Source organism: Duganella vulcania (genome assembly GCF_009857655.1).
Taxonomy (GTDB): domain Bacteria; phylum Pseudomonadota; class Gammaproteobacteria; order Burkholderiales; family Burkholderiaceae_D; genus Rugamonas; species Rugamonas vulcania.
In genome coordinates, this window is record NZ_WWCX01000059.1 from 20782 (window position 1) to 38197 (window position 17416).

General features: G+C 63.7%; 20 protein-coding genes and 5 tRNA genes. 23 read left to right on the forward strand and 2 right to left on the reverse strand.

Features of this window, described 5'->3' with window-relative positions:
* Positions 1-21: 21 nt before the first annotated feature.
* The 22 genes from fabF (at position 22) to GTP90_RS24455 (ending at position 15824) form a co-directional block, all read left to right on the forward strand.
* Positions 22-1269 (forward strand): beta-ketoacyl-ACP synthase II, encoded by a 1248-nt coding sequence (gene fabF, locus GTP90_RS24350; protein ID WP_161085961.1) that lies wholly within the window; start codon positions 22-24, stop codon positions 1267-1269.
* Between the two features lie 195 nt (positions 1270-1464).
* Positions 1465-1893, forward strand: coding sequence for a protein YgfX (locus tag GTP90_RS24355; RefSeq protein WP_161085962.1), 429 nt, complete (start codon positions 1465-1467; stop codon positions 1891-1893).
* A gap of 91 nt (positions 1894-1984) precedes the next feature.
* Positions 1985-2587 carry an RNA polymerase sigma factor RpoE gene (gene rpoE / locus GTP90_RS24360; RefSeq protein ID WP_116988245.1) on the forward strand — a complete coding sequence of 201 codons (603 nt, stop codon included), beginning with the start codon at positions 1985-1987 and terminating at the stop codon, positions 2585-2587.
* 87 nt (positions 2588-2674) lie between these two features.
* Positions 2675-2986, forward strand: a complete 312-nt coding sequence (locus tag GTP90_RS24365) for a sigma-E factor negative regulatory protein (protein WP_161085963.1) — start codon at positions 2675-2677, stop codon at positions 2984-2986.
* A 132-nt stretch (positions 2987-3118) separates the two neighbouring features.
* Positions 3119-4636, forward strand: coding sequence for a DegQ family serine endoprotease (locus tag GTP90_RS24370; RefSeq protein WP_254452024.1), 1518 nt, complete (start codon positions 3119-3121; stop codon positions 4634-4636).
* Between the two features lie 68 nt (positions 4637-4704).
* On the forward strand, positions 4705-4947 hold the full coding sequence (locus tag GTP90_RS24375; RefSeq protein ID WP_161085964.1) for a glutaredoxin family protein: 243 nt from the start codon (positions 4705-4707) through the stop codon (positions 4945-4947).
* A gap of 250 nt (positions 4948-5197) precedes the next feature.
* Positions 5198-6991: a translation elongation factor 4 gene (gene lepA, locus GTP90_RS24380; protein ID WP_161085965.1), complete on the forward strand. Its 1794-nt coding sequence runs from the start codon at positions 5198-5200 to the stop codon at positions 6989-6991.
* Entirely contained in the window at positions 6988-7905 is a 918-nt protein-coding gene (gene lepB / locus GTP90_RS24385; RefSeq protein ID WP_117013709.1) for a signal peptidase I, read from the forward strand. The genes lepA and lepB overlap by 4 nt, the downstream gene beginning before the upstream one ends.
* Positions 7906-7932: 27 nt before the next feature.
* A complete protein-coding gene (locus GTP90_RS24390; RefSeq protein ID WP_161085966.1) occupies positions 7933-8322 on the forward strand; it encodes a DUF4845 domain-containing protein in 390 nt (129 codons plus the stop codon).
* A 26-nt stretch (positions 8323-8348) separates the two neighbouring features.
* On the forward strand, positions 8349-9161 hold the full coding sequence (rnc, locus tag GTP90_RS24395; RefSeq protein ID WP_161085967.1) for a ribonuclease III: 813 nt from the start codon (positions 8349-8351) through the stop codon (positions 9159-9161).
* A gap of 12 nt (positions 9162-9173) precedes the next feature.
* Positions 9174-10076, forward strand: coding sequence for a GTPase Era (gene era, locus GTP90_RS24400; RefSeq protein WP_161085968.1), 903 nt, complete (start codon positions 9174-9176; stop codon positions 10074-10076).
* Between the two features lie 9 nt (positions 10077-10085).
* Positions 10086-10919: a DNA repair protein RecO gene (gene recO / locus GTP90_RS24405; RefSeq protein WP_161085969.1), complete on the forward strand. Its 834-nt coding sequence runs from the start codon at positions 10086-10088 to the stop codon at positions 10917-10919.
* Between the two features lie 22 nt (positions 10920-10941).
* Complete coding sequence (gene pdxJ / locus GTP90_RS24410) at positions 10942-11703, forward strand: pyridoxine 5'-phosphate synthase (RefSeq protein WP_161085970.1); 762 nt, start codon at positions 10942-10944, stop codon at positions 11701-11703.
* Positions 11700-12095, forward strand: coding sequence for a holo-ACP synthase (acpS, locus tag GTP90_RS24415; protein WP_161085971.1), 396 nt, complete (start codon positions 11700-11702; stop codon positions 12093-12095). The genes pdxJ and acpS overlap by 4 nt, the downstream gene beginning before the upstream one ends.
* Positions 12096-12107: 12 nt before the next feature.
* Entirely contained in the window at positions 12108-13967 is a 1860-nt protein-coding gene (uvrC, locus tag GTP90_RS24420) for an excinuclease ABC subunit UvrC (RefSeq protein ID WP_161085972.1), read from the forward strand.
* Positions 13968-14065: 98 nt separating this feature from the next.
* The gene (gene pgsA, locus GTP90_RS24425; RefSeq protein ID WP_161085973.1) at positions 14066-14647 is read left to right on the forward strand and encodes a CDP-diacylglycerol--glycerol-3-phosphate 3-phosphatidyltransferase; all 582 of its coding nucleotides are present in this window, start codon (positions 14066-14068) and stop codon (positions 14645-14647) included.
* A 103-nt stretch (positions 14648-14750) separates the two neighbouring features.
* A tRNA-Gly gene (locus GTP90_RS24430) sits at positions 14751-14826 on the forward strand.
* Positions 14827-14890: 64 nt separating this feature from the next.
* Positions 14891-14966 (forward strand) — tRNA-Gly (locus tag GTP90_RS24435).
* Positions 14967-15011: 45 nt separating this feature from the next.
* A tRNA-Gly gene (locus GTP90_RS24440) sits at positions 15012-15087 on the forward strand.
* Positions 15088-15143: 56 nt separating this feature from the next.
* Positions 15144-15217: transfer RNA gene (locus GTP90_RS24445), tRNA-Cys, on the forward strand.
* Positions 15218-15234: 17 nt separating this feature from the next.
* Positions 15235-15310 (forward strand) — tRNA-Gly (locus GTP90_RS24450).
* A 67-nt stretch (positions 15311-15377) separates the two neighbouring features.
* Positions 15378-15824: an FKBP-type peptidyl-prolyl cis-trans isomerase gene (locus GTP90_RS24455; RefSeq protein WP_161085974.1), complete on the forward strand. Its 447-nt coding sequence runs from the start codon at positions 15378-15380 to the stop codon at positions 15822-15824.
* Positions 15825-15888: 64 nt separating this feature from the next.
* Here GTP90_RS24455 and GTP90_RS24460 read toward each other — a convergent pair whose 3' ends face one another.
* Positions 15889-16110 (reverse strand): hypothetical protein, encoded by a 222-nt coding sequence (locus tag GTP90_RS24460; protein WP_161085975.1) that lies wholly within the window; start codon positions 16108-16110, stop codon positions 15889-15891.
* Between the two features lie 9 nt (positions 16111-16119).
* On the reverse strand, positions 16120-16458 hold the full coding sequence (locus GTP90_RS24465) for a DUF5335 family protein (RefSeq protein ID WP_161085976.1): 339 nt from the start codon (positions 16456-16458) through the stop codon (positions 16120-16122).
* A gap of 208 nt (positions 16459-16666) precedes the next feature.
* Here GTP90_RS24465 and GTP90_RS24470 point away from each other — a divergent pair, with 208 nt between their 5' ends.
* Positions 16667-17392 carry a lipid-binding SYLF domain-containing protein gene (locus GTP90_RS24470; RefSeq protein ID WP_161085977.1) on the forward strand — a complete coding sequence of 242 codons (726 nt, stop codon included), beginning with the start codon at positions 16667-16669 and terminating at the stop codon, positions 17390-17392.
* The last annotated feature ends 24 nt before the right edge of the window (positions 17393-17416 follow it).

Consider the following 17416-nt stretch of genomic DNA (forward strand, 5'->3'; position numbering starts at 1 on the left):
GATCGACTTTAGGAGAATCGCTTGAGAGGTTCTAAAAACCGTCGTGTTGTCATCACCGGCCTGGGCGCCGTGACTCCGGTCGGCAATACCGTTGCCGAATCGTGGGCCGCGATCACCGAGGGGAAATCCGGGATTGCCAACATCACCAAGTTTGATGCGCAAGCTTTCACCACCAAGTTCGCCGGTGAAGTCAAAGGCTTCAATATCGAGGATTACATCCCCGCTAAGGAAGCGCGCCACATGGATACCTTCATCCATTACGGCATGGCGGCCGGCATCCAGTCGGTGCAAGACTCCGGCATCGTCGTCACCGAAGAGAACGCCGATCGCATCGGCGTCATCATCGGCTCCGGTATCGGCGGCCTGCCGCTGATCGAAGAAACCAAGCAAGAGTACGACAAGCGCGGTCCGCGCCGTATCTCGCCGTTCTTCGTGCCTGCCTCGATCATCAATATGATCTCGGGCAACCTGTCGATCAAGTACGGCATGCGTGGTCCTAACCTGTCGATCGTCACGGCCTGCACCACCGGCCTGCACTGCATCGGCGTGGCAGCCCGCATGATCGAGTACGGCGACGCCGACGTCATGGTGGCTGGCGGCGCGGAATCGACCGTGTCGCCGCTGGGCCTGGGCGGTTTCGCCTCGGCCCGCGCGCTGTCGACCCGCAACGACGATCCAGCGACCGCGTCCCGTCCATGGGACAAGGACCGCGACGGTTTCGTACTGGGCGAGGGCGCCGGCGTGATGGTGCTCGAAGAGTACGAACACGCCAAGGCGCGCGGCGCCAAGATCTACGCTGAACTGCTGGGGTTTGGGATGAGCGCCGACGCTTATCACATGACCTCGCCATTGGAAGATGGCAGCGGCGGCAGCAAGTCGGTGATTGCCGCGCTGGCCAACGCCGGCATCAATCCCGACCAGGTGCACTACCTGAACGCCCACGGCACGTCGACCCCGCAAGGCGACGTGGCGGAAGTGCAGGGCATCAAGCGCACCTTCGGCGCGCACGCCAAGAACATGGTGATCAATTCGACCAAGTCGATGACCGGTCACCTGTTGGGCGGCGCCGGCGGCCTGGAAGCGGTGTTTACGGTACTGGCGGTCCACCATCAGGTGTCGCCTCCGACCATCAACATCTTCAACCAGGATCCCGCTTGCGACCTGGACTTCTGCGCCAACGTGGCCCGTCCGATGAAGATCGAGTATGCAGTCAAGAACTCGTTCGGCTTCGGCGGCACCAATGGCAGCCTGGTGTTTGGCAAGATCTAAAGTCCGCAAAAGTTCAACCCCGCGTTGAACCAATCCACGCCAGCCCTGTCCAATCAGGGTGAGCGTGGATTCGGCGCCGGCATTCGCCGGCGCCAGAATTGCCCGGCCTTCGCGGCCGGCGCTTCCGAATGTAATCCCCTGTTTTTTATTGAACGTACCGTTGTTAAACGTACCGTTTGAGCGTGCGCGGCTGTCATGTCGATTGCGGTCTCTGTCATCGTTCGCCCCTCGTCCGGCCTGCGGCTGCTGCATGCCGGCCTGTGTTGTGGCGTGCTGGCGTCGGCCGCTGCCTGTCCGGGCTGGTGCGCGCCGCTGAGCTGCGCGCTGGCAGGGCTGCTCGGCCTGTGGCGCGGACGTCCATGCCGTAATGCGCGGGAGCTTGATATTTCCGGTGTCGGCCAGCTGCGGCTGACGGTATACCAAAAAACAGGGGTGGTGCTGCGCCTGCTGGACGGCTCGACCATTTGGCCGGGCTTGCTGTTGCTGCGGCTGGGCGATGGCGACGGCAAGGTGCAGGTGGTGGCGGTGCTGCCCGACAGCGTCACGCGCGCCGATTGGCGCGCCCTGTCGCTGGCTTGCCGGGCCATCGCCGCCCGGGCCGAAATAAAACCGCGAACACTGTGAACTTCTTGCAGCGAGCTAACTCTATAGCATATGGCTAAAGACATATGGATAAAGGGTTCGGCCACGCTGCAGGCCACCGAGGGATGCAGGAGTGACGACAGAACGTGAGTGTGACCAGGTGCTGGTGGACCGGGTGCGGGATGGGGACAAGCAGGCGTTCGATTTGCTGGTGGCTAAGTACCAACGCCGGCTGATGCGCCTGCTGTCGCGTATCGTCCACGATCCGGCCGAAGCCGAGGATGTGGTGCAGGAGACGTTTATCAAGGCCTACCGCGCGCTGCGCCATTTCCGCGGCGACTCGGCCTTCTACACGTGGCTGTACCGCATCGGCATCAACACCGCCAAGAATTTTCTGGCGACGCAGGGCCGCCGTACGCCCACGTCGACCGAAGCAGACGCCGAACAAGCCGAAGCCTTTAACGATGGCGAGCATTTGCGCGACATCAACACGCCGGAATCCATGCTGGCGAGCAAGCAGATCGCCCAGACCGTCAACGCGGCGATGGATGCCTTGCCCGTGGATTTGCGCACCGCGATCGCCTTGCGCGAGATCGAGGGATTGAGCTATGAGGAAATCTCCGACATCATGGCTTGTCCGATCGGCACGGTGCGCAGCCGCATCTTCCGCGCCCGCGAAGTCATCGCTGAAAAGTTGCGACCCTTGCTGGACCTGCCAGTTGACAAGCGCTGGTAAGGGGCGAATGATGGCAAGTGTTATTGGCGTCCGGCAATACGCCCCGGAAGGGCGCGGTGGACATGTTTTGACATGGCGGGATACGCGATGGATACCCAGAAAAGACTGCACGAAAACATCTCGGCGCTGGCCGACGGTGAGTTGGCGGACAGCGAGCGCGAGCTGGCGCTGGCGGCGCTCGACACGGCGGAAGGGCAGGCGGCCTGGCGCGCCTACCACCTGACGGGCGACGTGCTGCGCGACCAGGCCAGCGGCGCGCTGAGCGACGGCTTCGGCGCATCGCTGGCGGCCCGTCTTGCCGCCGAGCCGGTCTACGTGCCCGCCGCCGCGCCGGAACGCGCGGCCGATCCGGCGAAGCCGGACCCGGCGGAATCGCCGGCGGATGTCATCCTGCCCTGAAACGCTTGCACGGAATGCATTGTTAAGTGTGCCGTCGGACGCGTTTTCGCTTACCATACGCTAGCCTTAGCCTCGCGCAACTCGCCCGAGGGGCACTTGCGTTCCAGAACTTTATAAAGACCGATACTTTCCATGAAAAATAATTTCTCCGTTGGTAGTAAAACTCTTTCCGCGCTGCTGGTCAGCGCAAGCGTATGGATCTCGCCGGCCGCGCTCGGCCTGGCGCCCGCGACAGCCGCCGCGCCGGTCACCGGCGCCGTCATCGGCCTGCCGGACTTCGCCGACCTGGTCGACCGCGTCGGCCCGGCCGTGGTCAACATCCGCACCACCGAACGCCTCAAGCTGGGCGGACGCGGCGGTGCCGACGGCCAGTCGGGCGAGGAGGAAATGCAAGAGTTCCTGCGCCGCTTCTTTGGCGGCGCGTTGCCGCAGCCTGGTCCCGGCGGCAAGGGCACGCCGCGCGGCCGCCGCCAGGCGCCGTCCGACGAGCCGGTGCAGCGCGGCGTCGGCTCCGGCTTCATCCTGTCGGCCGACGGCTATGTGATGACCAACGCCCACGTGGTCGACGGCGCCGACGAGGTGTTCGTCACGCTGACCGACAAGCGCGAGTTCAAGGCCAAGGTGCTGGGCGCGGACGCCCGCACCGACGTCGCCGTGCTCAAGATCGAGGGCGACAAGCTGCCTTTCCTGGTGATGGGCGATTCGGACAAGATCCGCGTCGGCGAATGGGTGATCGCGATCGGCTCGCCGTTCAACCTGGAGAACACCGTCACCGCCGGCATCATCTCGGCCAAGCAGCGCGACACTGGCGACTACCTGGCGCTGATCCAGAGCGATGTCGCGGTCAATCCCGGCAACTCGGGTGGTCCCCTGATCAATATGCGCGGCGAGGTGATTGGCATCAACTCGCAGATCGCCACGCTGTCGGGCGGCTATAACGGCATTTCCTTCGCCGTGCCGATCGACGAGGCGATCCGCGTGTCGGAGCAGCTGAAGAAAAACGGCAAGGTCACGCGCGGCCGCATCGGCGTGCAGATCGGCGAAGTCAGCAAGGAAGTGGCGGAGTCGCTGGGCCTGAAGAGCGCGCAGGGCGCCGAGGTGTCGCTGGTCGAGCCGGGCGGTCCCGCCGACAAGGCCGGCATCAAGGCGGGCGACATCATCCTCAAGTTCAACGGCGTGCAGGTGAACCGTTCGTCGGACCTGCCGCGCCTGGTGGGCGGCACCGCGCTGGCCAGCAAGGCCGTGGTGACGGTGTGGCGCAAGGGCCAGCAGCTGGACCTGCCGGTGACCGTGGCCGAGCTGGAAGCGGACAAGGGCGCCAAGGCTGGCAAGGGCAAGGGCAACAAGGCCGAGCCGGAAGCGGCGGTCAAGGCCAACGCGCTGGGCTTGAAGGTCAGCGACCTGACCGCCGAGCAGAAGAAGGAGCTGGGCGTCGACGGCGGCGTGGTGGTCGATGCGGCCGAGGGCGTGGCCGGCCGCGCCGGCCTGCAGGAGGGCGATGTGCTGCTGCAGTTGAATAACATCGAAGTGAAGGACGCCAAGCAGTTCAACGCGGCCGTGGCCAAGCTCGATGCGAAGAAGGCCTCGGTGCTGCTGGTGCGCCGCGGCGACGTGACGCAGTACATTTCCCTGCGTCCTAGCGCCAAGTAAGGAAGCCGGCCGCCGCGCCGTCGCTCCCGCGAACGCGGGGACGGCGGCGGCGGGCGGCCGCACGGACCATGCACTTCACCCTCTACTCGCGCAGCTACTGCCACCTCTGCCAGGACATGCTGGACGCCCTGATGCGCCTGCAGACGCCCGAGCGGCCCATCACCGTCGACGTGATCGATGTCGACGCCGACGACGCGCTGGTGGCCCGCTTCGACGAGCTGGTGCCGGTGCTGTTCGCCGACCTGTCCCAGCCCGAGTTGTGCCACTACTTCCTTGACGAGGCAAAAGTGCGCGAAGTGCTTAATAAATAAGCACTTCGGCTGCATTTTTTGCCTCAGGGCCTTAACCAATATGCATTTCGCACTGCATAAGTCGGCCTTTCCCCTCTGAAATCCGGTAAAATGCGGGGGTAGAAAAGCTTCCGTTTTGCTTTCAGTGGCTGTCATCAAGGCGCTCGCCAGGGCATTACCGCCCCGCTCGGAGCGCTTTTTTCGTATTGCGCGTAGCTGTTGAGCTATATTTGCGCCCCGTCGTTTCAAACCCGTTTTTGAATATTTGTTAATGAACAACATACGCAATTTTTCCATCATCGCCCACATCGACCACGGCAAATCGACCCTGGCGGACCGTATCATTCAATTGTGCGGTGGCTTGTCCGAACGCGAGATGGAGTCGCAAGTGCTCGATTCGATGGATCTGGAGCGCGAACGCGGCATTACGATCAAGGCGCAGACCGCGGCCCTGCAATACAAGGCCCGCGACGGCATCGTCTACAACCTGAACCTGATCGACACCCCCGGCCACGTCGACTTCTCGTACGAAGTGTCGCGCTCGCTGTCGGCCTGCGAAGGCGCGCTGCTGGTGGTCGACGCCTCGCAAGGCGTGGAAGCCCAGACCGTGGCCAACTGCTACACCGCGCTCGACCTGGGCGTGGAAGTGGTGCCGGTGCTGAATAAAATCGACTTGCCGAACGCCGATCCACCGACCGCGATCGCCGAGATCGAGGACGTGATCGGCATCGAGGCCGGCGACGCCGTCCACTGCTCGGCCAAGACCGGCCTGGGCGTGGAAGACGTGCTGGAATCGATCATCGCCAAGGTGCCGCCACCGAAGGGCGACCCGGACGCGCCGCTGCAGGCGCTGATCGTCGACTCGTGGTACGACGCCTACGTCGGCGTGGTGATGCTGGTGCGCGTGATGAACGGCACCCTCAAGCCCAAGGACAAGATCAAGCTGATGGCCACCGACTCGGTGCAGCTGGTGGAAGACGTTGGCATCTTCGCGCCGCGCTCGGTATCGCTGCCGCAGCTGTCGGCCGGCCAGGTGGGCTTCATCATCGCCGGCATCAAGGAACTGAAGGCCGCCAAGGTGGGCGACACCGTCACCCTGGCCGCCCGTCCGGCGCCGGAGCCGCTGCCTGGTTTCAAGGAGGTGCAGCCGCAGGTGTTCGCCGGCCTGTTCCCGGTCGAGGCCAACCAGTACGACGCGCTGCGCGACTCGCTGGAAAAACTCAAGCTCAACGACGCCGCGCTGATGTACGAGCCGGAAGTATCGCAGGCGCTGGGCTTCGGCTTCCGCTGCGGCTTCCTCGGCCTGCTGCACATGGAAATCGTCCAGGAACGCCTGGAGCGCGAATTCGACATGGACCTGATCACCACGGCCCCGACTGTGGTGTACGAGGTCGAGATGCGCGACGGCAGCGTGATCAAGGTGGACAACCCGTCGCGCATGCCGGAAACCACCAAGATCAACGAGATCCGCGAGCCTATCGTCACGGTCAACCTGTACATGCCGCAAGAGTACGTCGGCTCGGTGATCACGCTGTGCATCGGCAAGCGCGGTGTGCAGATGGACATGAGCTACCACGGCCGCCAGGTCAAGCTGGTCTATGAAATGCCGATGGGCGAGATCGTGCTGGACTTCTTCGACAAGCTCAAGTCCACCTCGCGCGGCTACGCCTCGATGGACTACGAGTTCAAGGAATACCGCACCTCGGACGTGGTCAAGGTCGACATGCTGATCAACGGCGAGAAGGTCGACGCGCTGGCCATCATCGTCCACCGTTCCAACAGCGCCTACCGTGGCCGCCAGGTCGCGGCCAAGATGCGCGAGCTGATCCCGCGCCAGATGTTCGACGTGGCGATCCAGGCCGCCATCGGTGTCAACGTGATCTCGCGCGAGAACGTCAAGGCCTTGCGCAAGAACGTGCTGGCGAAGTGCTACGGCGGCGACGTCAGCCGTAAAAAGAAACTGCTGGAAAAGCAGAAAGCAGGTAAAAAACGCATGAAGCAAGTGGGCTCGGTCGAGATTCCACAAGAAGCGTTCCTGGCAATCTTACAAGTGGACGACAAATGAACCTGCAAGTGATCTTAGGTAATTTTGCTTTAATCCTGTTCGTACTGATGGTGATCACCGGTGTGATCTGGTTCCTGGATGTGTTCTACCTGGCCAAGCAGCGCCGTGCCGCCGCCGACCGCGCGCTGGCCGAGTACGACGCGCGCAACGCCAAGCTGACCGCCGACGGCATCAAGCTCGACAACCAGGGCAACCGTGCCGCCATCGAGGCCAACCTGCTGCGCCAGCCGACCTGGATCGAATACTCGGGCAGCTTCTTCCCGGTGATCGCGCTGGTGTTCTTCCTGCGCTCCTTCCTGTACGAGCCGTTCAAGATCCCGTCGTCGTCGATGGTGCCGACCTTGCTGGTGGGCGACCTGATCCTGGTGAACAAGTTCACCTACGGCATCCGCCTGCCGGTGCTGAACCAGAAAGTGGTCCAGATCAACGACCCGCAGCGTGGCGACGTGATGGTGTTCAAATATCCGATGGATATGAGCCAGGACTACATCAAACGCGTCATTGGCGTGCCGGGTGATAAGATTACGTATGAGAACAAACGCTTGACGGTGAACGGGGTGGAAGTGAAGTACACTCCGCTGGACGATTACCTCGACGACGAGCACCTGATTTACAACAAGCAGTTCCAGGAAAACCTGACCGGCGTGAGCCACCGCATCCTCAACAACGAGGCGGCGCCCACGCTGAGCCTGGATGGCGTCAAGCAGTTCCCGCACAGCGAAAACTGCACCTACAAGTATGAAGGCTTCACCTGCGTGGTTCCGCAGGGCAACTACTTCATGATGGGCGACAACCGCGACAACAGCGCGGACAGCCGCTACTGGGGCTTTGTGCCGGATAAGAACATTGTTGGAAAAGCATTCTTCGTGTGGATGAACCTGGGTAACCTGCGCCGCATCGGCAGCATCCACTAACAGCGGACCACGGCGAAAGGGACTAAGATGCAAGCAAGCTTGAAACGGCAAGATGGCATTTCCCTGGTCGGCCTGATCATCGTGCTGGCCGCGCTGGGCTTCGTCGGCGTGCTGGCGCTCAAGATCGTGCCGACCTATACCGAGTACCGCGCGATCCAGAACGCCATCGTCACGGCCAAGGCCACCGGCGGTACCGTGCTGGAGATGCAGAAATCGTTCGACGCCAACGCGACCACCGGCTACATCAGCTCGATCACCAGCCGGGATCTGCTCATCGGCAAGGAAAACGGCGAAGTGGAAATCAGCTTCGCCTACGAAAAGAAAATCCCGCTGGTCGGACCGGCCAGCCTGCTGTTGGAATACCAGGGCACCACGGCCAAGAACGGCATGCCGCCGCCGGCCAAGACCGACCAATAAACACGTTTAACACCAGAACAGAACAAATGAATCTTCAGTTATTGCAAACCCGTCTAGGCTATACGTTCCAGGATGCTGGCCTGTTGCAGCAAGCCTTGACGCACCGTAGCCACAGCAGTTTGCATAATGAACGACTGGAATTCCTCGGCGACTCGGTCCTGAACTGCGTGGTCGCGTCCATCCTGTACGAGCGCTTCGTGGCGATCGACGAGGGCGACCTGTCGCGCCTGCGCGCCAACCTGGTCAAGCAGCAGTCGCTGTACGAGATCGCGCAAAAGCTGGAGCTGTCGCAGTTCCTGCGGCTGGGGGAGGGCGAGTTGAAGTCGGGCGGATTCCGCCGTCCTTCGATCCTGGCCGACACGCTTGAGGCGCTGTTAGGCGCCATTTTTTTGGATGGCGGCTTCAACCCCGCGCGCGACGTGATCCGGGCCTTCTACATTCCGATCCTGGAATCGGTCGACCCGCAAACCCTGGGCAAGGACGCCAAGACCCTGCTGCAGGAATTCCTGCAAAGTAAGAAGATTTCCCTGCCGCTGTACAATGTGGTGGCCACGCACGGCGCCGCGCACAGCCAGGAATTCGAAATCGAATGCCTGGTGCCCAAGCTGGGCATCCAGGTCTACGGACGCGGCGGCAGCCGCCGCGCCGGCGAACAGGCCGCCGCCAAGCTGGCGCTGGAAGTGGCCGAACAAGCGTTGGTCAAGACCCCGGCCGCCGGCCGCAAGCCCAAGCCGCGCGCCGCCCAGCTCAAGCTGGCCGGCATCGCCACCGTGCAGACGACCGAGGCCGCGGTTGATCATGAGCCGTCGCCACCGCCTGCCAAAGCAGCAAACAAGTAAAAGAGAACTGAAATGACTACCGAAACGACCTCCGCCAACTTCCGTTGTGGCTACATCGCCATTGTCGGCCGCCCCAACGTGGGCAAATCGACCCTGATGAATACGCTCATCGGCGCCAAGGTCAGCATCACCTCGCGCAAGGCGCAGACCACGCGCCACCGCATTACGGGCATCCAGACCCATGACGACGCGCAGTTCATCTACGTCGACACGCCGGGCTTCCAGACCCGCCACTCGAACGCGCTGAACAACACGCTCAACAAGACCGTCACCAACACGCTGATCTCGTCGGACCTGATCCTGTACGTGATCGAGGCCGGCACCTTCGGCCCGGCCGACCAGCAGGTGATGGATCTGCTGCCGGCCGAAGTGCCGGTGATCCTGGTGATCAACAAGGCCGACCGCGTCAAGGACAAGGGCGCGCTGATGCCGTTCGCCCAGCAGGTCGCCGCCAAGTTCAACTTCGCCGCCATCGTGCCGGTGTCGGCCAAGCTGCGCTTCCAGCTGGAAGGCCTGGAAAAAGAGATCAAGCGCTTCCTGCCCGAGAACGCGCCGATCTTCGGCCCGGACGACATCACCGACCGCAGCGAGAAATTCCTGGCGTCGGAGATCGTGCGCGAGAAGCTGTTCCGCCTGGTGGGCGACGAGCTGCCGTACACCAGCACCGTGCTGATCGAGAAGTTCGAGCAGGAGGGCGACCTGCGCCGCGTGTTCGCCGCCATCCTGGTCGAGCGCGACACGCACAAGTCCATGGTCATCGGCAACAAGGGCGCGCGCCTGAAGGAAGTGTCGACCCAGGCCCGCCTGGACATGGAAAAACTGTTCGGCGGCCCGGTGTACCTGGAGATCTGGGTCAAGGTCAAATCGGGCTGGGCCGACAACGAAGCGGGTCTGCGCGCCTACGGCTACGAATAAAGAGGGGCGATGTCCACCACCACGCTAGACGCCGACATCGCAGCGGCACCCGCGCCTGAGGCGGAGCGTGAAGTGGTGCCCGCCCCCGCGCCACCCAAGCGCCCGCGCGCGCCGTCGCGCGAGCGCACCTTCGGCACCAAGGTCGCCGGCCAGCCGGCCTTCGTCCTGCACAGCTATCCCTACAAAGAAACCAGCCTCATCATCGATCTGTTCACGCGCGACTTTGGCCGCGTGGCCTTGATCGCCAAGGGCGCCAAGCGGCCGCACTCGCAGCTGCGCGGCGTGCTGCAGACCTTCCAGCCGCTGTCGTCGAGCTGGGTCGGCAAATCCGAACTGCGCACGCTGACCGACGCCGAATGGGTGGGCGGCATGCTGCCGCTGGAGAAAACCGCGCTGCTGTGCGGCTTCTACCTGAACGAGCTGCTGGTCAAGCTGCTGGCGCGCGACGACGCGCACCCGCGCCTGTTCGACCACTACGTCGCCACGCTCAACCAGCTCGCCCACAACGAACCGGCCCCCATCGTCTTGAGAAAATTCGAACGGGCCCTACTTAAAGAGACAGGCGTCGCCGCCGAGCTCACCCGCTGCACCGACACCCGCCGCACCGTGCAGGCCGACGTGGTCTACGTGGTGGACCCGGAACGCGGCCCGCGCCCCGAGCGCGCCGCCGACCCGTGGCCGCGCGTGGCCGGCAAGACGCTGCTCGACATGGAGCGCGAAGACTACCAGGACGCCGCCACCCAGGCGCAAAGCAAGCAGCTGATGCGCTTCCTGCTTGCGCACCACTTGGGCGGCGCGCCGCTGAACACGCGCCAGATCCTGATCGACCTGATGCAGTTATAAACCTGATAAACGGTATAAACCAATGAGCTTCCTGCAACCCTCCGGCACCATCATCGATCTTGGCGTGAACATCGACCACGTCGCCACCCTGCGCAACGCGCGCGGCACCACCTACCCGGACCCGATCCGCGCCGCGCTGCTGGCCGAGCAGGCCGGTGCCGACTGCATCACGCTGCACCTGCGCGAGGACCGCCGCCACATCAAGGACGCCGACGTGATCGCGCTGGCGCCGCAGCTGCTCACCCGCATGAACCTGGAAGCCGCCGTTACGCAGGAGATGATCGACTTCGCCTGCCGCATCAAGCCGGCCGACGTCTGCCTGGTGCCCGAGAAGCGCACCGAAGTGACCACCGAAGGCGGCCTCGATGTCGCCGGCCACTTCAACGCCGTGCAGGCCGCCGTCAGGCAGTTGCAGGCCGAAGGCATCCGCGTCAGCCTGTTCATCGACGCCGACGAGGAACAGATGAACGCGACCGCTGAAATCGGCGCGCCGGTGATCGAGCTGCACACCGGCCGCTATGCCGACACCGAAGGCGCCGAGCAGGCCGCCGAACTGGAACGCATCCATCGCGGCGTGCTGTATGGCGTGTCCAAGGGCCTGAAGGTCAACGCCGGCCACGGCCTGCACTACACCAATGTGCAAGCCATCGCCGCCATTCCGGAAATCGCCGAGCTCAATATCGGCCATGCCATCGTCGCACACTCGGTGTTCGCCGGCTGGGAAAACGCCGTGCGCGAAATGAAGGCCATCATGGTCTCGACCCGCCTGGGCGCACGAAAATGATCTACGGGATAGGCACCGACATCTGCAAGATCCCGCGCATCGAGGCGGCCCTGGCGCGCAATGGCGACCGCTTCGCCGCCAAGATCCTCGGCCCGCAGGAGATGGAGAAGTACCTGGCGCGCAAGGCCAAGAACGCGGCGCGCGGCATCCGCTTTGTCGCCACGCGCTTCGCCGCCAAGGAAGCCTTCTCCAAGGCCATCGGCCTGGGCATGCGCATGCCGATGACCTGGCCCGCCGCGCAGATGCTCAACGCGCCCAGCGGCAAGCCCATGATCGTGTGCAGCGGCGTGCTGAAGGAATTCATGGAAAAGCATAAGCTGTCGGCACAGGTGACGGTCAGCGACGAAGAGGAATACGCCGTCGCCTTCGTCATCGTTGAACAAGCGCAGTGAGAAAATAACAGCATGACTGAACTGGAAGCCGCGCCCGATCCGCGCGAACAAGTGCTGGCCACCGTGGCCAAGCTGCCCAACCTGCCGGGCGTGTACCGCTATTTCGACGCCGACGACAAGGTGCTCTACGTGGGCAAGGCGCGCGACCTGAAGAAGCGCGTGTCGAGCTACTTCCAGAAAAACCTCAGCAGCCCGCGCATCGCCATGATGGTCGAGCGCATCGCGCGGCTGGAGACCACCGTCACCCACAGCGAAGCCGAGGCGCTGATCCTTGAGAATAACCTGATCAAGGCCCTGAGCCCGCGCTTCAACATCCTGTTCCGCGACGATAAATCCTACCCCTACCTGAAGATCACCGGCGGCGACGCGCCGCGCATGGTCTACTACCGCGGCGCGGTGGACAAGAAGAACCAGTATTTCGGCCCGTTCCCCAGCTCGTGGGCGGTCAAGGAATCGATGCAGATCCTGCAGAAGGTGTTCCTGATCCGCACCTGCGAGGACAGCGTGTATTCCAACCGCACCCGCCCATGCCTGCTGCACCAGATCGGCCGCTGCAGCGGGCCGTGCGTGGACCTGATCAGCAAGGAAGACTACAAGCTCGATGTGGAAAACGCCGCGCGCTTCCTGCGCGGGCGCCAGAGCGAGGTGATGGACGACCTGGAAAAGAAAATGCATGGCTACGCGGCCGAGCTCAAATTCGAGCAGGCAGCGGCGGTGCGCAACCAGATCCAGTCGCTGTCGCGCGTGCTGCACCAGCAAAGCATGGAGACCACCGGCGACGCCGACGTCGACATCATCGCCGTGCTGGTGCAGGGCGGACGCGCCTGCGTCAACCTGGCCATGGTGCGCGGCGGCCGCCACCTGGGCGACCGCGCCTACTTCCCCAACCATATCGGCGACGCCGCCGCCATCGCGGAAGAGCCGATCGAGGTCGAGGTGCTGGCCGCCTTCCTGGTCCAGCACTACACCGAGAAGTTCATCCCCGGCACGCTGATCCTGAATATCGAATTCGACCACCCGGCGCTGATGCAGGCCTTGCAGGAGCAGTGCGGCCACCGCATCAACCTGATCTTCCAGCCGCAGGACCAGCGCCGCAAATGGCTGGAGCTGGCGCAGAAGGGCGCCGAGATATCGCTGGCGCGGCTGCTGTCGGAGCAGGGCTCGCAGCAATCGCGCACGCGCGCGCTGGTCGAGGCGCTGCAGCTGGAGCCGGAGGATATCGATACGCTGCGCGTGGAATGCTTCGACATCTCGCACACGCAGGGCGAGGCTACGCAGGCCTCGTGCGTGGTGTTCCATCACCACCAGATGCAGAACGGCGAATACCGCCGCTACAACATCAACGACATCACGCCCGGCGACGATTACGCGGCGATGCGCCAGGTGCTGATGCGCCGCTACGAGAAGGTGGCCAACGGCGACGGCGTGATGCCGGACGTGGTGTTGATCGACGGCGGCAAGGGCCAGATCGAGATGGCGCGCCAGGTGTTCGCCGAGCTGGGGCTGGACATCAGCCTGATCGTCGGCGTGGCGAAGGGGGAGGGGCGGCGCGTCGGCCTGGAGACGCTGATGTTCGTCGACGGCCGGCCGTCGCAGGAGCTGGGCAAGGAATCGGCGGCGCTGATGCTGGTGGCGCAGATCCGCGACGAGGCGCACCGTTTCGCCATCACCGGCATGCGCGCCAAGCGCGCCAAGACGCGCCAGACCTCGCGCCTGGAGGAGATCGAAGGCATCGGCGCCAAGCGCCGCCAGCGCCTGCTGGCGCGCTTCGGCGGCCTGCGCGGCGTGGTCGACGCCAGCGTCGAGGACCTCAAACAGGTCGAGGGCATCTCGAACGCATTGGCGGAAGAGATTTACCGCCAATTACACTGAGTTACCTGCACAGCAACAGTGCGCTGGTTTAATGTGCGTCGGCAAGGTAGACTAGCGGCGCATTAACAATTTTCACGGCCGCACTAATTTCCGAGCTTATGCCCTTCAATATACCGATACTGTTGACCTGGTTGCGCGTTGCGCTGATTCCGCTGGTGGTGGGCGTCTACTACCTGCCCACCAATGTGCTGCCCGTGGCGGATCAGAACCTGGCGGCCACGCTGGTGTTCATCATCGCCGCCGTCACCGACTGGTTCGACGGTTTCCTGGCGCGCCGCTGGAACCAGACCTCGGCCTTCGGCGCCTTCCTCGATCCGGTCGCGGACAAGCTGATGGTGGCGGGCGCCTTGCTGGTGCTGGTGCAGCTGGACCGCGCCAACGCCGTGCTGTCGTTCATCATCATCGGCCGCGAGATCGCCATCTCGGCGCTGCGCGAATGGATGGCGCAGATCGGCGCCTCCAAATCGGTGGCGGTCAGCTCGCTGGGCAAGATCAAGACCACCGCCCAGATGATGGCCATCCCGCTGCTGCTGTTCCATGACGTGCTGTGGGGCGCCATCGACACCCAGTTCTGGGGCTCGCGCCTGCTGGAGGTGGCGGCCGTGCTGACGGTGTGGTCGATGTTCTACTACCTGCGCCTGGCCTGGCCGCTGATCAAGGAAAAATCCGGCCAGCTGTAAAACGGGATAAACAATATTCAATCTTTTTTATTCGTCAAAGTTTTTGCCATTGACAGACTGCTCAAATCCTCTATAATGCTGGCCTGTTGTTGATGACGACGAAGCGGGAGTAGCTCAGTTGGTAGAGCGCAACCTTGCCAAGGTTGAGGTCGAGAGTTCGAGACTCTTCTCCCGCTCCAAGTAATCAAGAGCACGTAGCACTGGCGTTAATCGCAGTCAGCTGCTAGAATGTTGGACTCCAATGCGGGAGTAGCTCAGTTGGTAGAGCGCAACCTTGCCAAGGTTGAGGTCGAGAGTTCGAGACTCTTCTCCCGCTCCAGTTTCTCCGGAAATTGGTTGGCGCAGTAAAAAATGTAACTCCAATGCGGGAGTAGCTCAGTTGGTAGAGCGCAACCTTGCCAAGGTTGAGGTCGAGAGTTCGAGACTCTTCTCCCGCTCCAGAATTTCGGATCGCAGCGCGTAACCCCGCTGTGCATCTTGGTCAAAAGTTTCCTCTGGCGAGGTAGCAAAGCGGTTATGCAGCGGCCTGCAAAGCCGTCTAGGTCGGTTCGACTCCGATCCTCGCCTCCAGACAATTTGAACTCCACGCGGGAGTAGCTCAGTTGGTAGAGCGCAACCTTGCCAAGGTTGAGGTCGAGAGTTCGAGACTCTTCTCCCGCTCCAGTATGTAGAAGGGCAGCCGATGTGGCTGCCCTTTTTGCTTTGTCGCCACCATCGAAGAAAGAACATCATGAAACAAATGCTCTCCTCCTGCGTTATTGGCCTGACCCTGACCTTGGCCGTGGCCGGCTGCGACCGCGCCAAGCCGCCGGTGCCTACCGCTGCCGCCGCCAACGCCACGCCGCTGCAAAAGATCGACACCGTGGTTGGCACCGGCAAGGAAGCGGTGGCCGGCGTGACCGCCGTGGTCAACTACACCGGCTGGCTGTACGAGCCGAACGCGCCATTGCAGCACGGCGCGCAGTTCGATTCCTCGGTCGGCCGCGAAGCCTTCAGCTTCCCGCTGGGCGGTGGCCGCGTCATCCCCGGCTGGGACGAGGGCGTGCAGGGCATGAAGGTGGGCGGCAAGCGCACGCTGATCGTGCCCGCCAACATGGGCTACGGCGAAAACGGCGCCGGCCCGATCCCGCCGAACGCCACCTTGGTCTTCGACGTCGAGCTGCTGGACGTGCGCTGAGCCGTCGCCGGCATCGTTCCCCGCTCCGGCGAAGGGCAGCCTTGTGGCTGCCCTTTTTGCTGCGTCATTCCGGCACCGCGGCGCCGTTCCAGGCCCGCTCCAGCAGACCGCATATTCGGGAAAGCAGGTCCAGCGGCAGTGCGAGTGCCTGCGCGATGACGTAGCCCAGCGGCACGCCGCCGCGCGGCAAGGCCAGCACGATCGCATCGCCGCGCCCCGCGTAGGCCCCCAGCCTGCGCGCCAGCCAGCGGCCTGCCTGCTGGCGATCCTTCCATCTTCTCCGCATGGGCGCGCGTCATGGCGCCGGCGATGGCGGCGCTTCCCTGAACCGGATGATCTGGATGGCGCCGTCATCGTCGGTGACGCTGATGGTTTGCAGTTCCCGCCCCTCGGCCTGGACAAACACCTCGCGCGGATGGCGGACCAGGTGATTCAAGCCTTCGGCCATGATGGCCAGCAGGTCGGTTTGCTCATCGTAGCTCACGCCCAGCGCCGGCAGCCACTCGGCCGCGATCTGGCTGCCGATGGCAAGCGAGGCCACCTCGATTTCGACACGCTTTCCGTCCAACAGCCGGGACACGTTGTCGAAGTAGGATTTCCAGGCGGTTCTTTCCAGTTTGGTGGTCTCGTTCATGTCGGCTCTCCTGATGGCGATTGGATAGACGGATGTGGCGGCGTCGGCAGGACGTCCTGTCCCGCCAAACGTTGGACCCACGGCGCGCCATGTGGTTCGGTGGCGCGCACGCTTGATGCAGGTCAGGTCCGGTGGCTGGCGCGCGGCGCTAGCATGATGTTGGCGCGCGTCGCGCGCGCACCCCGATCACCCATCAGAGGAGAATGCCATGCCTTTCAAATACCAAGCAAGGAGCGCCGCGCTGGCCTGCGCGATCGCGTTGATGGCCGGCGCCGCCGTGGTGCAGGATGCCGGCGCCCGCGCCGGGCCGGCCGACATGGCCGCCAAGCCGGCGCAGAACGCGACGCAGCGCGTCAGCGACGCGTTGTCGGTGGTGCGGCAACTGGAGGCCGAGCCCCGCATGAAGCAACTGCTACAGCAGGCCAAGGGCGTGTTGATCGTGCCCTCGTACGGCAAGGCGGCGCTGGGCGTGGGCGCGCACGGCGGCGCCGGACTGCTGCTGCTCAAGCGTCCCGACGGCGCCTGGACCGGCCCGGCGTTCTACGACCTGGGCGGCCTGACGCTGGGCCTGCAGATCGGCGCCGAGGGCGGGCCGATCGCGATGATACTCAACAACGACAAGGCGGTCAGCGAGTTCATGAAGAAGAATAACTTCGCCCTGAGCGCGGACGCCGGCCTGACCGTGCTCAACTGGTCCACGCTGGCGCAGGGCACGGCCGGCACCGGCGACGTGGTGGCCTGGAGCGGCACCAGGGGCCTGTTCGGCGACGCCGTGGCGGTGGGGCTCAACGACATCCGCTTCAACCAGGACCTGACCAATGCCTACTACGGCCGCGCGCTGTCGCCGCGCGATATCGCCACCGGCGCGGTCAGCAATCCGCAGGCGCAGCCGCTGCAGCAGGCGCTGGGGCAGGTGTCGACCAGCGCGCGGTGAGTGCCGCGCCGTGCCGGCCGCCCA

What these genes read in the sequence shown, in the direction of transcription:
- GTP90_RS24355 (WP_161085962.1), top strand. Translation starts at nt 1,465, where the DNA reads ATGTCGATTGCGGTCTCTGTCATCGTTCGCCCCTCGTCCGGCCTGCGG.
- GTP90_RS24365 (WP_161085963.1), top strand. Translation starts at nt 2,675, where the DNA reads ATGGATACCCAGAAAAGACTGCACGAAAACATCTCGGCGCTGGCCGAC.
- GTP90_RS24370 (WP_254452024.1), top strand. Translation starts at nt 3,119, where the DNA reads ATGAAAAATAATTTCTCCGTTGGTAGTAAAACTCTTTCCGCGCTGCTG.
- GTP90_RS24375 (WP_161085964.1), top strand. Translation starts at nt 4,705, where the DNA reads ATGCACTTCACCCTCTACTCGCGCAGCTACTGCCACCTCTGCCAGGAC.
- lepA (WP_161085965.1), top strand. Translation starts at nt 5,198, where the DNA reads ATGAACAACATACGCAATTTTTCCATCATCGCCCACATCGACCACGGC.
- lepB (WP_117013709.1), top strand. Translation starts at nt 6,988, where the DNA reads ATGAACCTGCAAGTGATCTTAGGTAATTTTGCTTTAATCCTGTTCGTA.
- GTP90_RS24390 (WP_161085966.1), top strand. Translation starts at nt 7,933, where the DNA reads ATGCAAGCAAGCTTGAAACGGCAAGATGGCATTTCCCTGGTCGGCCTG.
- rnc (WP_161085967.1), top strand. Translation starts at nt 8,349, where the DNA reads ATGAATCTTCAGTTATTGCAAACCCGTCTAGGCTATACGTTCCAGGAT.
- era (WP_161085968.1), top strand. Translation starts at nt 9,174, where the DNA reads ATGACTACCGAAACGACCTCCGCCAACTTCCGTTGTGGCTACATCGCC.
- recO (WP_161085969.1), top strand. Translation starts at nt 10,086, where the DNA reads ATGTCCACCACCACGCTAGACGCCGACATCGCAGCGGCACCCGCGCCT.
- pdxJ (WP_161085970.1), top strand. Translation starts at nt 10,942, where the DNA reads ATGAGCTTCCTGCAACCCTCCGGCACCATCATCGATCTTGGCGTGAAC.
- acpS (WP_161085971.1), top strand. Translation starts at nt 11,700, where the DNA reads ATGATCTACGGGATAGGCACCGACATCTGCAAGATCCCGCGCATCGAG.
- uvrC (WP_161085972.1), top strand. Translation starts at nt 12,108, where the DNA reads ATGACTGAACTGGAAGCCGCGCCCGATCCGCGCGAACAAGTGCTGGCC.
- pgsA (WP_161085973.1), top strand. Translation starts at nt 14,066, where the DNA reads ATGCCCTTCAATATACCGATACTGTTGACCTGGTTGCGCGTTGCGCTG.
- GTP90_RS24455 (WP_161085974.1), top strand. Translation starts at nt 15,378, where the DNA reads ATGAAACAAATGCTCTCCTCCTGCGTTATTGGCCTGACCCTGACCTTG.
- GTP90_RS24460 (WP_161085975.1), bottom strand. Translation starts at nt 16,110, where the DNA reads ATGCGGAGAAGATGGAAGGATCGCCAGCAGGCAGGCCGCTGGCTGGCG.
- GTP90_RS24465 (WP_161085976.1), bottom strand. Translation starts at nt 16,458, where the DNA reads ATGAACGAGACCACCAAACTGGAAAGAACCGCCTGGAAATCCTACTTC.
- GTP90_RS24470 (WP_161085977.1), top strand. Translation starts at nt 16,667, where the DNA reads ATGCCTTTCAAATACCAAGCAAGGAGCGCCGCGCTGGCCTGCGCGATC.